13 protein-coding genes and 1 pseudogene are annotated in these 13760 nt (G+C 71.1%); 7 read left to right on the top strand and 7 right to left on the bottom strand.

The window, feature by feature from the left end:
• Positions 1-8: 8 nt before the first annotated feature.
• Entirely contained in the window at positions 9-491 is a 483-nt protein-coding gene (locus VET29_RS13435; RefSeq protein WP_324919733.1) for a YcxB family protein, read from the bottom strand.
• A gap of 41 nt (positions 492-532) precedes the next feature.
• Here VET29_RS13435 and VET29_RS13430 point away from each other — a divergent pair, with 41 nt between their 5' ends.
• From VET29_RS13430 to VET29_RS13405, 6 genes and pseudogenes are all read left to right on the top strand, one after another.
• The gene (locus VET29_RS13430; RefSeq protein ID WP_324919731.1) at positions 533-1741 is read left to right on the top strand and encodes a low temperature requirement protein A; all 1209 of its coding nucleotides are present in this window, start codon (positions 533-535) and stop codon (positions 1739-1741) included.
• Positions 1742-1824: 83 nt separating this feature from the next.
• Positions 1825-2025: pseudogene (locus VET29_RS13425) on the top strand (signal peptidase II); the annotation flags it as partial.
• A 41-nt stretch (positions 2026-2066) separates the two neighbouring features.
• Positions 2067-2318, top strand: a complete 252-nt coding sequence (locus tag VET29_RS13420) for a signal peptidase II (protein WP_324919729.1) — start codon at positions 2067-2069, stop codon at positions 2316-2318.
• A gap of 49 nt (positions 2319-2367) precedes the next feature.
• Positions 2368-3777 carry a sigma 54-interacting transcriptional regulator gene (locus VET29_RS13415; protein ID WP_324919727.1) on the top strand — a complete coding sequence of 470 codons (1410 nt, stop codon included), beginning with the start codon at positions 2368-2370 and terminating at the stop codon, positions 3775-3777.
• 169 nt (positions 3778-3946) lie between these two features.
• Positions 3947-5881 (top strand): VWA domain-containing protein, encoded by a 1935-nt coding sequence (locus VET29_RS13410; protein ID WP_324919724.1) that lies wholly within the window; start codon positions 3947-3949, stop codon positions 5879-5881.
• Between the two features lie 94 nt (positions 5882-5975).
• Positions 5976-6629 (top strand): hypothetical protein, encoded by a 654-nt coding sequence (locus tag VET29_RS13405; protein ID WP_324919723.1) that lies wholly within the window; start codon positions 5976-5978, stop codon positions 6627-6629.
• Between the two features lie 28 nt (positions 6630-6657).
• Here VET29_RS13405 and VET29_RS13400 read toward each other — a convergent pair whose 3' ends face one another.
• On the bottom strand, positions 6658-7578 hold the full coding sequence (locus tag VET29_RS13400; protein WP_324919721.1) for an ABC transporter permease: 921 nt from the start codon (positions 7576-7578) through the stop codon (positions 6658-6660).
• Between the two features lie 91 nt (positions 7579-7669).
• The gene (locus VET29_RS13395) at positions 7670-10552 is read right to left on the bottom strand and encodes an alpha/beta fold hydrolase (RefSeq protein ID WP_324919719.1); all 2883 of its coding nucleotides are present in this window, start codon (positions 10550-10552) and stop codon (positions 7670-7672) included.
• Positions 10553-10825: 273 nt separating this feature from the next.
• Here VET29_RS13395 and VET29_RS13390 point away from each other — a divergent pair, with 273 nt between their 5' ends.
• Positions 10826-11872, top strand: coding sequence for a TerC family protein (locus tag VET29_RS13390; protein WP_324919717.1), 1047 nt, complete (start codon positions 10826-10828; stop codon positions 11870-11872).
• A 5-nt stretch (positions 11873-11877) separates the two neighbouring features.
• On the opposite strand, the gene VET29_RS13385 is transcribed toward VET29_RS13390, so the two are convergent.
• From VET29_RS13385 to VET29_RS13370, 4 genes are all read right to left on the bottom strand, one after another.
• Complete coding sequence (locus VET29_RS13385; protein ID WP_324919715.1) at positions 11878-12099, bottom strand: hypothetical protein; 222 nt, start codon at positions 12097-12099, stop codon at positions 11878-11880.
• Positions 12100-12234: 135 nt separating this feature from the next.
• Entirely contained in the window at positions 12235-12882 is a 648-nt protein-coding gene (locus VET29_RS13380; RefSeq protein ID WP_324919713.1) for an RES family NAD+ phosphorylase, read from the bottom strand.
• A 1-nt stretch (position 12883) separates the two neighbouring features.
• Positions 12884-13459: a DNA-binding protein gene (locus tag VET29_RS13375; protein ID WP_324919711.1), complete on the bottom strand. Its 576-nt coding sequence runs from the start codon at positions 13457-13459 to the stop codon at positions 12884-12886.
• Between the two features lie 43 nt (positions 13460-13502).
• Positions 13503-13760 (bottom strand): substrate-binding domain-containing protein (locus VET29_RS13370; RefSeq protein ID WP_324919709.1); only part of this gene is annotated, 258 nt, incomplete at its 5' end.

The following is a 13760-nucleotide window of genomic DNA, read 5'->3' as shown; positions in this document are numbered from 1 at the left end:
CGTTCCGCCTAGCGTTTCGAGGGCTCGCCCAACTGCTGACGCAGCAGGTCACGGAACCCGTCGAGGTCCTCCTGCTCGCCGAAGGCCCGGCCCGGCACCGGGAACAGGGCCGACCCGCCGGTGCGCAGCACGAAGTTGTGCCTGGTCTCGACCCAGCCCGCCATCGTCGACCAGCGCAGGTCCGTGTACGCGGTGCCGTCGACGGTCATCATCCGGAACGACTGCTCGTCCACGGTCGCCGTGACCGTCGCCGCCGCGACCGGGTTGCGCCGGAACTGCGCCCACACGGCCACCATCGGCATGGCCACGATGATCAGCGCGCACAGCACGCCGAAGAACCCGGGCACCGGCTGCCCGGCGACCAGCAGCACGACGGCCAGCGCACCGAGCCCGATGCCGAACCACGGCGCCCACCGGTACATCGGGTACACCGCACGCAGTGCGTCGCTCCAGTCCGACGGCGCCGGGTCCCACCGCAGCTCAAGCGCCATGCTCGGTCGTCCCTCCTGAGTTCGTGGGCGAGACTGTGCGCATGTCACAACCGGCCCGGGTACGAGTCGAGAGGCTACGGGAAGCCGCCTCCGCGACGACGCTGGAACTGTTCTTCGACCTGGTTTTCGTGTTCGCGCTTACCCAGATCACGGCCCTGATGGCCGAGGAGCCGAACGGGACCGGCCTGCTGCGCGGCACGCTGCTGATGGCCGTCGTGTGGTGGTGCTGGGTCGGATACTCCTGGATCTCCAACCTGGTGAAGGCCGACGAGGGCCTGACCCGGGTGACGATGCTGTTCGCGATGGCGGCCATGTTCCTGCTGGCACTCGCGATCCCCGAGTCGTTCCGGGACCTGCCGGGCGGGCTGCACGGGCCGACCGTGTTCGCCTTCGGCTACCTGGCGCTGCGCGCTGTGCACGTCGGGCTGTTCTGGCTCATCAGCGGCAACGACCCGGGGCTGCGGCGCCAGGTCGGCAAGTTCGCCCCCACGATGGTCGGCGGCACGGTGCTGCTTCTGCTCGCCGCGAACACGTCCGGGGCCGCGCAGCTGTGGCTGTGGGGGGCCGCGGTGGTGGCCGACTACGGCGGCACGCTGGCGATCGGCGCCCGTGGCTGGCGGCTGAACTCGGCGCGCCACTTCGCCGAGCGGCACGGGCTCATGGTGCTCATCGCCCTCGGCGAGTCGATCGTGGCCATAGGTGTGGGTGTCACCCACCTGCCGATCTCGTGGCCGATCGTGGTCGCCGCCGTGTTCGGGTTGGCGGTGTCGGCAAGCCTGTGGTGGGCGTACTTCGACACCGCCGCGCTGGTCGGCGAGCACGCGCTGGCCAGCGCGGAGGGCCACAAACGGGTGTCGATGGCACGGGCCGGCTTCACCTACCTGCACCTGCCGATGGTGCTCGGGATCGTGATGCTGGCGTTGGGCCTGAAGAAGGTCCTCACCTACGTGGGGGACACCGAGCATCACTCGCTGGCCGACGCGTTGCACGGGGCACCCCTGTGGGCCCTGTACGGCGGCACCTCGCTGTACCTGCTGGCACACGTGGGTTTCGCGTGGCGGTGCTACCGGGAGGTCAAGCTGTACCGGCTGGTGGTGGCCGTGGTGCTCGTCGCGCTGGTGCCGCTCGTCGAGCACCTGCCCGCGCTCGCGAGCCTGGGCGTGCTGGCCGTCCTGCTGATCGCACTGAACTCCATCGAGTCCATCAGGTTCCGCGACACCCGCGACGAGGTCCGCCACGGGGAGCACTAGCGAACGGCCACTCCCAGGAGCTGTTCGAACGTGCTCGCCAGAAGCCCGGCCGACCGTCGCCGGGCTCGCTACGCTGAGCGCCGATGGACACCACCCCGACACGCCGGCTCCCGCCGGCCCTGGCCATCGCGGCCGGCGTAGTAGTGCTGGACCAGGCCACCAAGCTCTGGGCCGTACGCACCCTCACCGACCACGCGCCGATCCCGGTCCTTGGCGACTTCCTGGAGTTCCGCCTCCTCTACAACCCGGGCGCCGCGTTCTCTATGGGCGAAAACTTCACCTGGGTCTTCGCCGTCGTCGCGGCGGTCGCCGCCGGCTGGCTCCTGTGGGCGGTCACCGCCCGCAGCCGAAGGCCCGGCTCATCGGGTTCTCGCTGCTGCTCGGCGGCGCCACGACCCACCTGGGAGACCGCCTTTTCCGTGCCCCCGGCTTCGCGCGGGGCCACGTGGTCGACTTCATCGACTACAACGACTGGTTCGTCGGCAACGTCGCGGACATCGCCCTGTTCTGCGGTGCGGTGTGGATAGTCCTCTTCGGCCTGCCGGCCCCGGAGCCGAAGCAGGCGACCGACACCTAGAGCGTGCTCCACGTCGACTGATCGCCACAACGAACGTAACGTTGTAATCGTGACAGGCGCTGTACCGACCCAACCCGAGAACCTCCCCCGCACCGCGGGTGAGCTGCGCGCGGCGCAGCACACTCCCCGCGGGGTGAAGGCCGAGATCCGCGACAACCTCGTTCAGGCGTTGCGTGCTGGACGCGACCCCTGGCCGGGCATCGTGGGCTTCGGCAAGACCGTCCTGCCCCAGCTGGAGCGCGCGCTGATAGCCGGCCACGACGTGGTCCTGCTCGGCGAGCGCGGCCAGGGCAAGACCCGACTGCTGCGCACCATGGTCGGCCTGCTCGACGAGTGGACCCCGATCATCGAGGGCTCCGAGCTGGGCGAGCACCCGCTGGACCCCATCACCCCCGAGTCCCGCCGCCGCGCCGCCGAGCTGGGTGACGACCTCCCGGTCGCCTGGCGGCACCGCTCCGAGCGGTACACGGAGAAGCTCGCCACCCCGGACACCTCCGTCGGCGACCTCATCGGCGACGTCGACCCCGTCAAGGTGGCCCAGGGCCGCACGCTCGGCGACCCGGAGACCATCCACTTCGGACTCGTCCCGCGCGCACACCGGGGCATCGTGGCCATCAACGAGCTGCCCGACCTGGCCGAGCGGATCCAGGTGGCGCTGCTGAACGTCATGGAGGAGCGGGACATCCAGGTCCGCGGCTACACGCTGCGCCTGCCGCTCGACGTGCTGCTCGTCGCCACCTCCAACCCCGAGGACTACACCAACCGCGGCCGCATCATCACGCCGCTGAAGGACCGCTTCGGCGCCGAGGTCGTCACGCACTACCCGCTGACGATCGGCGCCGAGGTGGACGTGATCCGGCAGGAGGCACACCTCGTCGCGGAGGTCGGGGACGAGCTGCTGGAGATCCTGGCCCGGTTCGTGCGCAACCTGCGTGAGTCGAACGCCATCGACCAACGCTCGGGCGTGTCCGCCCGGTTCGCGGTCGCGGCCGCCGAGACGATCGCCGCCGCCGCACTGCGCCGGTCCGCGCTGACCGACGAGCACCCGGCCGTCGCCCGCCCGATCGACCTGGAGTCGGTGCCGAGCGTGCTGCGCGGCAAGCTGGAGTTCGAGTCCGGCGAGGAGGGCCGCGAGAACGAGCACCTCGTGCACCTGCTGCGCCGCGCGGTCGCCGAGACCGCCAAGGACCGGTTCGCCGGCCTGGACCTGCGGCCGCTCGTGGACTCGGTCGTGGACGGCCACCTGGTCGCCACCGGCGAGCGCGTGCCGGGCGCCGAGGTCCTGGCGGCGCTGCCCGAGCTGCCGATCCTGCACGAGGTCGCGAGCCGGTTGGACGTGTCGCCGACCGACAGCCCCGGCCGCATCGCCGCGGCGGTGGAGCTGGCGCTGGAGGCGCTGTACCTCCGCCGCAAGCTCGCGAAGGACTCCGACGAGGGAACGACGGTCTACGGCCCATGAGCGGAGCCCACGGAGCGACCCACGACTGGCGCCCGACCTGCGCCTGGATGCACGAGCGGGACTCTCGTACGCACGAGTGGGACTTTCGCGCGGGTCTCGGGAGCAGGATTACCGATTCACTCGTTGCCATGGAGGTAGCGTCGGGCAGGGCGGGCGAGGAGGTGACGTCATGAGCAGGTTCACGTACGGCCGCTACTACGACGGCCCCGACCCGCTCGCGCCCCCGGTAGACCTGCGGGACGCCCTGGACGCGATCGGGCGCGACGTCATGGACGGCCGGTCACCGCGGTCCGCGCTGGAGGAGTTGCTCCGCCGCGGCACCCGGAACGCGGCCGGCCTGGACGAACTGAGCAGGAAGCTCTGGGAGCGGCGGGCGCAGATCCAGCGCCGGCACAACCTCGACGGCACGCTGCAGGAGGTGCGGCGGCTGCTCGACGAGGCCGTCCAGCTGGAGAAGACCGCGCTGTTCCCCGACCCGGACGACGACGCCCGCTTCCGGGAGGCGCAGCTCGACGCGCTGCCGTCCGGCACCGCGGCCGCCGTGCGCGAGCTGGCCGAGTACGACTGGCGTTCGGACGAGGCGCGCGGGAAGTACGAGGAGATCCGGAACCTGCTCGGCCAGGAGCTGATGGAGTCCCGCTTCCAGGGGATGAAGCAGACGCTCCAGGAGATGACACCGGAGGACACGGAGCGGATCCGCCAGATGATGGCGGACCTGAACGACCTGCTGCTGTCGCACCTGCGTGGCGACGACACCACCGAGCAGTTCCAGGACTTCATGCGCAAGCACGGGGAGTTCTTCCCGGAGAACCCGCGCAACACCGAGGAGCTGGTCGACGCGCTGGCCGCGAGGGCCGCGGCCGCACAGCGCATGATGAACTCGATGTCCGAGCAGCAGCGTGCCGAGCTGTCGGAGCTGATGGCGTCCGCGTTCGGCGATCCCCGGCTGGCACAGCAGGTGTCCACTTTGGACGCGAACCTGCGTGCGTTGCGGCCGGGCGAGGACTGGACGGGCTCGGCGCGGTTCCGTGGCAACCAGCCGCTGGGCATGGGCGAGGGCGCCCAGGCGATGGCGGACCTCGCGGAGCTGGACGCGCTGGCCGAGCAGCTGGCCCAGTCGTACCCGGGCGCCCGGCTCGAGGACATCGACCTGGAGGCGCTGGAACGCCAACTGGGCGAGGACTCCCGGGTCGACGCCCGCAGGCTGGCCGAGCTGGAGCAGCAGTTGCGTGCACAGGGTCTGCTCGAGCGGGCGCCCGACGGGTCGCTTCGCTTGTCCCCCAAGGCATTGCGTCGGCTGGGTGAGACCGCGCTGAAGGACGTGCTGACCGCGGCCCGCAACTCCGGTGAGCGTGACTCGGTGCTGTCCGGCGCTTCCGGTGAGCCGACCGGTTCGACCAGGCCGTGGGAGTTCGGCGACACGTCCTCGTGGGACACGTCACGGACCATCCGCAACGCGGTGCTGCGGTCCGGTCCGGGGCCGGTGAAGCTGGACGTGGTGGACGTCGAGGTGGTGGAGACCGAGCAGCGGTCGAGGGCCGCGGTGGCGCTGTGCGTGGACACGTCGTGGTCGATGGTGCAGGACGGCCGCTGGGTGCCGATGAAGCGCACGGCGTTGGCGCTGCACCAGCTGATCACGACCCGCTTCCGCGGCGGCGCGCTGCAGCTGATCACGTTCGGGCGGCACGCGCGGACGGTGGACCTGCCGGAGCTGGTCGGCCTGGAAGGGGTGTGGGAGCAGGGCACCAACCTGCACCACGCGCTCCTGCTGGCGGGCCGGCACCTGCGCAAGCACTCGGACGCGCAACCGGTCGTCCTGGTCGTGACGGACGGCGAGCCGACCGCGCACCTGGAACCGGACGGCGAGGCGGAGTTCTCCTGGCCGCCGGAGCCACGGACCCTGCGCAAGACGGTGGCCGAAGTGGACGCCCTGGCCAAACTGGGCGCGTCGGTGACGGTCTTCATGCTCGGCGAGGACCCGTCGCTGCAGAAGTTCGTGGACCTGGTGGCCCGCCGGAGCGGCGGCCGGGTGGTGGCCCCGGACCTGGACGGCCTCGGCGCGGCAGTGGTCGGCGACTACCTCCGCACCCGCCGCGGCCGCTGACCGCGGCCGTGCCCCGATCGGGTGGGGTGTTGGATCTCCGGGCGGCGCCCGGCACCTTGTAGGCTCGACGGCTCCTGGTTCGGGGGAGTGGGAGATGGCGGTCGGTTCCGCGGAGAGTGAGCGGCGGCGGTGGGCTCGTGGCGCCCGCCTGGCGTCGAAGATCGACGAGGCCGGTCGGGGTCTCGATGAGTGGGCCGCGAGCCGGAGTCCCGTTCCCGAGCTCCGGGAACGGGTCCAGGCGCTGGCCGAGAGCCGGTGGGGCGAGCCGGTGATCGCGCTCCACCTCGGTGACGTCAGGCCCGTGTTCGAGATCCCCGGCCGCCGCAAGGACGGGACGGTCAAAGGCAAGCGGCTGATCCGCAGGTTCTTCTGGAATATCCTGCGCGGCGTCGTCAACGCCGTCGCCAACATCGTCATGCTGTTCGCCGGCGGGGTGGGCGACGTCTTCGGCCGGACCGGTCGCGTGACCGGTCCGGCCGACGCCCAGGCACTCGGCCTCGTCGACACCGCCAGGGCGGCCAAGGACGCCTGGCTTGTCTACACGACGAACCCCACCGGCGACTCGCGGCAGAGCTACACACCGTCGCGCCTCGCGGTGGTCGATGCCGGGCCGGACGAGCCGGCGTTCGTCGGGCAGGCGGGGCAGGCGGAGCCGCCGCTGGTCTCACCCCGTCGCCGGCGGCTCACCTGGCCCGATCACTCGGTGTTCGAGCACCACGCGAGCGAGTCGGGCGTCGTCGGGGGCTGACCGCGTCGCGCCGGACGGCGTGGGCGCCTCACGAGGTGATGTCCTTCGTCCGGAACCGGCGGGCCGCCAGCAGGCCGAAGATCGCCGCGTACGTCACCGACGAGAACGCGCCCGCGGCCATGTTCGACCAGTCGATATCGGTCGAGATCAGGTCCGACCACGCGAACGCGTAGTGCGTCGGCAGGTAGTTCCGCAGGCCCTCCAGCGCGGTGATCTGGTCCAGAATGGACGACAGGATCGCGATGAGCACCGTCCCGCCCACCGCACCCAGCGGGGCGTCCGTCGACACCGTCAGGAACAGCGCCACCCCGGCCACCCACAACAGGTGGATCGCCAGGTAGATCACCGTGAACAGCAGCGCCAGCATCGAGTCGCCGAACGAGATGGCGTCGCCGGTCGGGCTGAGTGCCTCGTGCGGACCGTAGAAGATCAGGCCCACGCCCAGCGACACCGCCGGCAGCAGCGTGACCGCGAACAGCGACAGCAGCGCCGACGCGATCGCCTTCTGCCGCAGCAGCCGGTGCCGCGGGATCGGCATCGCCAGCAGGTACTTCAGCGACGACCACGACGCCTCGCTCGCGACGGTGTCGCCGAAGAACAGCGCCACGATCATCGGCAAGAGGAAGCTCGACACCGCGAACAGCACGAACACCACGAAGTTCGGCGCCGACGACGTCGCCAGGTCCACGAAGCCGCCGGACCGGTTGCCCGACGAGTCCGAGCCGAACTCGAACGCCGCCCACAGGATCCACGGCAGCGCGACCAGGAACCCCAGGACCAGCTGCACCCGGCGCCGCCGCACCTGGCGGAGCAGCTCGACCCGCAACCGCAGCGTGTGCGACGCGCGGTACCCCGCGATCGAGCCGTCCGCCTGGACCTCGGACTCCTCGTGCGCCGCGGCCTCGGCCATCTGCTCGATGGCCGCCTCGTCGGTATGTACGTCGGTCATCGGCTCGCTCCGCTCCACTTTCCCAACACGCCGTCGTCCCTCGTCGCGTGCCCGCCGGTTCGGGCGGCGCACGCTCGGTTGCGTGCCCGGGTCACTGCGACTCTCCAACCAGGGCAAGGAACGCGTCTTCCAACCGCCGGCGCGGTCCGGCCTGCTCCACCGCGACACCCGCACCGACGAGCTTCGCCAGTGCCTCGGAACGGGGGAGGCCGTCCAGGTCCGCGTGCACCTGGTTGCCCTCGATCTCCACGTCCGCGACGCCATGCACGGACCGCAGCACCGCCGCGGCCTCCTCCGGGTCGTCCACCCGGAACGTCGCCTCGCCGCCACCGCCGACGATCTCGTCGACCCGGCCGGACGCGACCAGCTTGCCGTGGTGCATGACCACCACGTGGTCACACGTCTGTTCCACCTCGGCCAGCAGGTGCGACGACACCACCACGGTCCGCCCGGTCGACGCGTACCGCCGCAGCACGGCCCGCATCTGGTGGATCTGCGGCGGGTCCAGCCCGTTGGTCGGCTCGTCGAGCACCAGCAGGTCCGGCAGTCCGAGCATGGACTGGGCGATCGCCAGCCGCTGCCGCATGCCCTGGCTGTAGGTCCGCACCCGCCGGTGCACCGCCGTGCCGAGACCGGCTATCTCCAGCGCCTCCTCGACATGCGCCTTCGACGGCGGCCGGCCCGTCGCCGCCCAGTACAGCTCCAGGTTCGCCCGGCCCGACAGGTGCGGCAGGAACCCGGCGCCCTCCACGAAGGACCCGATGCGGGACAGCACCGGCGCGCCCGAGTACACCTTGTGCCCGAACACGCGGATGGAACCACCGGTCGGCTGGATCAGCCCCATCAGCATCCGCAGCGACGTCGTCTTGCCCGCGCCGTTCGGGCCCAGCAGGCCCAGCACCTGACCCCGCTCCACCCGGAACGTCAGGTCGTCCACCGCGGTCACGTCACCCGGGTACCGCTTGGACAGTCCTTCGATCACCAGCGGCACGTCGTCAAGCGACGAGTCGTGGTCGGTCGCGCGCCGCCTGCGGAACGCGCCCCAGATCGCCGCGACGATCACGATGCCGAGCACGATCGCGATGCCGACCAGCGGTCCGGCGGGCGGGCCACCGTCGGAGCGGGTGCCCGACACGACCGGCGCCTCGACGGCCGTGTCGTCCGCGATCGAGATCCGGTAGGCGGTGGCCTGCGGCGGCGTCGCGTACGCCTGGTCGGTCGTGGCGACCACCAGCTCGATCCGGTGGTCGGACTCGACCGGGCGCACGACGGCCGGCAGCGTCACGGTCACCTCGACGGGCGAGCCGTCGGCCGGCAGCGCGGGGATCCGGAACGGCGAGACCGCCGACCCCGGCAGCACCCGGGTGTTGCCGTCCGGCCCGACGTCGTACAGCTTCGCGAACAGCACGGCGCCGTCCTGTGCCGACGGCGGCGCCCCCGGCACGGCCGCGACCCGCACCCTCACGGTGCTCGCCCCCGCGATCAGCAGCTGCGAGGACAGCGGGCGGCTGTCGAACCGCGCGGCCTGGCCGGGCAGGTCGATCGACAGCTGGTTGACCAGCCGCGAGGACGTGCCGATCATCGCGCCGAGGCCCGGCAGGCTGCTGATCGACGCCGGACTGCTGCCCGGCGGGTTGATGATCGTCTGCTCCGGGCCGTAGACCCGCACCGCGCGCCGGCGGGTGGCCGGGTCGCCGGGCAGGCCGGGGTAGGCGTCCGCGCTCACGGTCCGGACCGACGGCGCGCCCTGCACCCGCAGGGCGCCCTGCACGGCGTACTCGAGCCCCTGGCCCGGGTCGGCCCCGCGGTCCCGCAGGTGGAAGTCGAACCAGTCGGCGATCTCGGCACGCAGCTCGGGACCGGGCTTGCCGCCGTCGTGGCCGCCGGTGTACCAGACGACCTTCACCTTGCCGCCCGCGGCGGCGATCTGCCGTGCGTTCGCGTCGGCCTGGTCGAGGCCGAACAGCGTGTCCTGCTCGCCCTGCACCAGCATGGTCGGCTGGGTGATGTTCTTGGTGACCGTCGCCGGCGAGACGGACTTCAGCAGGTCGATGGTCTGCTGGCTGGCCCGGCCGGTGGTGGCGACCTCCGCGTAGGCCGCGCAGAACTCGAGCCGGAACCGGCCGCACGGGTTGTCGGCGCCCACCGGGGGAGCGGCGTCCGGGCCGCCCTCGGTGGAGGCGGTGTCGGCCGGCGCGGCGGTGCCGCCGGAGGGCGCCGCGTTGATGTCGTCATCGTCGTTGCCCGGCTCGATGGCGTCCGCGGACGGGTCGAGCCCGCTGCCGCCGCCGGCCGCGCCGGACGCGAAGAAGATGCCCGCCCAGGACTTCTTGAACACCCCGTCCGGCCCGAACGCGTTGGCCGCCGGGGTGTCCGGCACCGTGCCCGTGGTCGCCGAGTTCGGCAGCAGCGCCTGGCTCAGGTCGTTGTAGGTGATCACCGGCGCGAGCGCGTCGACACGCTTGTCGGTGCCCGCGAGCAGCAGCGACAGCGAACCGCCGTAGGACCCGCCCGTCACGCCGACCCTCGGGTCGTCCGGCCCGTCCTTGGTGACCTCGCGCTGCTCGCCGAGCCAGTCGACGATCTTCGAGGCGTCCGCGACCTCGTAGGAGATCGAGTTCAGCCCGATCTGGCCCTCGCTGCGGCCGAAGCCGCGGGCCGAGTAGGCGAGCGCGACGAACCCGCGCTCGGCCAGCTCCCTGGCGTCACCGGCCACGCTCTGCTTCGACCCACCGAACCCGTGCGCGACGATGACCGCGGGCGCCGGTGTCTGTTCGGGCAGGTAGAGAGTGGCGTCGAGGCGGACCGGGGCCTTGTCGTCCGGGCCCTGGGCGCCGGCGAGCGTGAGGTCCCTGGTGTGGATCACGGGTGGCTCGTCGCCGCTGTTCAGCCAGACCAGCCCGCCTGCGGCGGCGAGCACGACGACCAGCGCGGCGGCGACGGTGCGCGGTCGAGGACGTGGAATGCGAGGCACGCTGAGAAAGCTATTGGACGATTGCTGAGAGCGCTGAGAAGGCCTGTCCGTTAAGCCCTGTTCGTCCGATGTGACGAAGGACAACACGCTTTCGACTGGTGCGAATCGGACTCGGCCCCGACAATGGGAGACGTTGGAGGGGAGTATTCCTTCGCGGCGGTGTCGTCAGCACGGACCTGGATCGTCAGGGCCCGGCGCCTCCGGCGGGCGGTGAGCCTGCGGAAGAGACCTCCGGTTTTCGCCTGTTGTGCGCTTGAACCGGAGGTTGTGTGGATGATGGTCCCTTTCTGGGTTTGGTTGGCCACGATCGGTGGTCTCCTCGTGCTACTTGCCGTCGACCTGGTGATCGTCGACCGCAAGCCGCACGAGGTCACTGTCGGTGAGGCCGGGCGTTGGGTCAGCTTCTACATCGCGTGTGCCGTGCTGTTCGGCCTCGGCATCTGGATGTTCTCCGGCGGCACCCACGCCGGCGAGTTCTTCGCCGGCTACATCACCGAGTACTCCCTCTCGGTGGACAACCTCTTCATCTTCCTGGTGATCATGGCCGCCTTCAAGGTGCCGACGATCCACCAGCACAAGGTGCTGCTCGTGGGCATCCTGCTGGCCCTCGTGTTCCGCGGCATCTTCATCGCCCTCGGCGCGGCGGCCATCTCCCAGTTCAGCTGGGTGTTCTACGTGTTCGGCGCGTTCCTCGTCTACACGGCGGTCAAGCTGTCCGGCTCCAGCCTCGGCGGCGACGAGAACGGGGACGACTACGAGGAGAACCGCCTCACCAAGTGGGCACGCAAGCTGTTCCCGGTGACCGACGACTACCGCGACGGGAAGGTCTTCACGAAGGTCGACGGCCGGCGGTTCGCCACCCCGCTCTTCATCGTGATGATCGCGATCGGCTCCGCCGACCTGATGTTCGCGGTGGACTCGATCCCCGCGATCTTCGGTCTGACGAAGGAGGCGTTCCTGGTCTTCGCGGCGAACGCCTTCGCGCTGATGGGCCTGCGGCAGCTGTACTTCCTGCTGGGCGGCCTGCTCAGGCGGCTGGTGTACCTGTCGATCGGCCTTGCCGTGATCCTGGGCTTCATCGGCGTGAAGATGGTCCTGGAAGCCCTGCACACCAACAGTCTGCCGTTCATCAACGGCGGCGAGCCGCTGTCCGTGCCGACCATCGGCATCCCACTGTCCCTGTCCGTGATCATCGGCGTCCTGGCCGTCACCGCGATCGCGAGCCTCGCGAAGACCCGCCGGGACGGACGAAGGAACGCCGAGGAGATCGAACGGGAGCCCGCCGCGGCCGGTGACACCGCCGCCGACCAGGCGAGGTAACCCGGTCAGGCCACCTCGACCAGGTCGTAGTGCGCGTGCAACTCGGTCCAGGTGGCGTGACGCCGACCGTCCGCGGAGTGGTAGACCCCGTCGGCCCCGGGCACCCAGGTGCGCATCTGGGAGTCCCGGACGGCGGGCAGATCGGCCGGGTTGGGGGTGGTCCCGACCCGCCCGACGAGCCACACCCGCGGGCGGTTCGGCCTGCTTCTTTCGTCTGCCTCGTCCATGACACCCTCCCGGCTCCTGTGATGTGACTCACTGCCTGTGTTGTCATGACGGTAGATCCTGAGGGGGCGCCGAAACATCGGGGAACCTCCCGAACCGGGAGTAGGGGAAACCCCACCGCGGGCCCCTGAGAGACGCTAGTTCAGCACGTAGTTCAGCGAGTCGCAGATGCGTGCGAGCGGGAGGTCCAGCCCCGGGTAGTCCAGCGGCAGCAACACCTCCGGCGAAAGCGGCAACGCCGAACCGCCGGGCGGATGCCACAAACACACGGCGGGGTCCCCGGAGTCCATCGACGACCGGTACCACAGTCCGTCGATGTCCGGAAACGCCTCGCGGATCGCACGCGCCCACGCCTGCGTGATGTCCTTGGGGCCGCTGGAAATCTCCTGTGAGGCACCCACCCGGGTGGGCCACAACCCCGTCAGGTCCAGCAGGCACAGCGGGCGCGAGGGGGCGAACACCGCGATGTGCGGTCGCCGGGTGGTCCGGTCCACCACCGAGGAGGCCTGGAACACCTCGGCGATGGAAGTCCGTACGGACAGCCCGAAGTACAGCACGCCGTGCGCGGCGGAGGTGGTCGTGCCGCCGTTCGGCGGATGCGTGTCGAACCGCGCGTGCGGCAGCGGCCCGGTGTGCCGGAACGTGTTCCACCGCTGCTGGTGCGCCCCGGCGGCGACGAACACCCGGACCAGTCGGGTCGATGGCGGCACCATGACGAAATCCTCCTGCTGGCGCAGCAACTTGCGCAGGATGTTCGGCGAGGGTGGCAGGGGAAGTCGGGACACGTCAGGCAGGCGTCCCCAGAACGGACATCAACGAGGCGACCCGCGCGGGCGCGCCGCCGGCCATCAACCAGTCCCGGGGCGTCACCGGCGGATCGCCGAGCAGCCGTTGCGGCGTGGTCATGAACGCCGCCACCACCAGGGCCGGCTGGTCCGCGGGCACGGCCGCCAGCACCGTCGCGAGGCCGGGTAACACGTCGTCGTCGGTGAACTGCCACACGGGCAGCCGCCAGCCGCCGCGGTCCTTCCAGCCCATCAGCTGTGCCGCGGAAAGCCGGTGCCGGATACGGCTCGAGTCCACGCCGATACGATCGGCGGCGCCGGCGACGGTCAGCGCGGTGTCTCGGAGCACGGCCTGCAGCGCGACCGTGCGGGCTCGCACGTCCTTGTCGCCGGGGTGCTGGGGTGAAAGGTCCAGCCCGACGGCTTCCAGGGCGGTTCGCTGGTCCGGGCTGAAGTAGTCGGCGGGGCGCGGGTCGACGGGGGCGAGCCGCCGGGAGGCGTCCTCCACGAGGGACACGAACTCGTCGGCCTCCACACGCAGCCCGGCGCGGGAGAGCGCGGACCGTAGACCTGACATCCACCTAAGGTAGCACGCGCGTGCGGAGTCGTGCGCGGACGGGTTACCGGTGCGAGCTGCCCCGCTCGACGAGCCGCGCGCTCAGCGTGGTCGTCGTCGCCGCGCGGGTGTTGTCGGCCATCCGGGCGAGGAGCAGCTGCGCCGCGACCGTGCCGATCTCGTAGGCGGGCTGGGCGACCACCGTCATCGGCGGGTCCACGAGCCCGGCCCACGGTACGTCGTCGAACGCCACGATGCCCACGTCCCGTCCGGCCCCCAGCCCGTGCGACCGCAGTGCCGCCAGCACCCCCACCGCCATCGC

It is taken from the genome of Actinophytocola sp. (genome assembly GCF_035634895.1).
Lineage (GTDB): Bacteria > Actinomycetota > Actinomycetes > Mycobacteriales > Pseudonocardiaceae > Actinophytocola.
The sequence above is the reverse complement of the archived record's forward strand: the minus strand, read 5'-3'. Positions and strand labels throughout refer to the sequence as shown.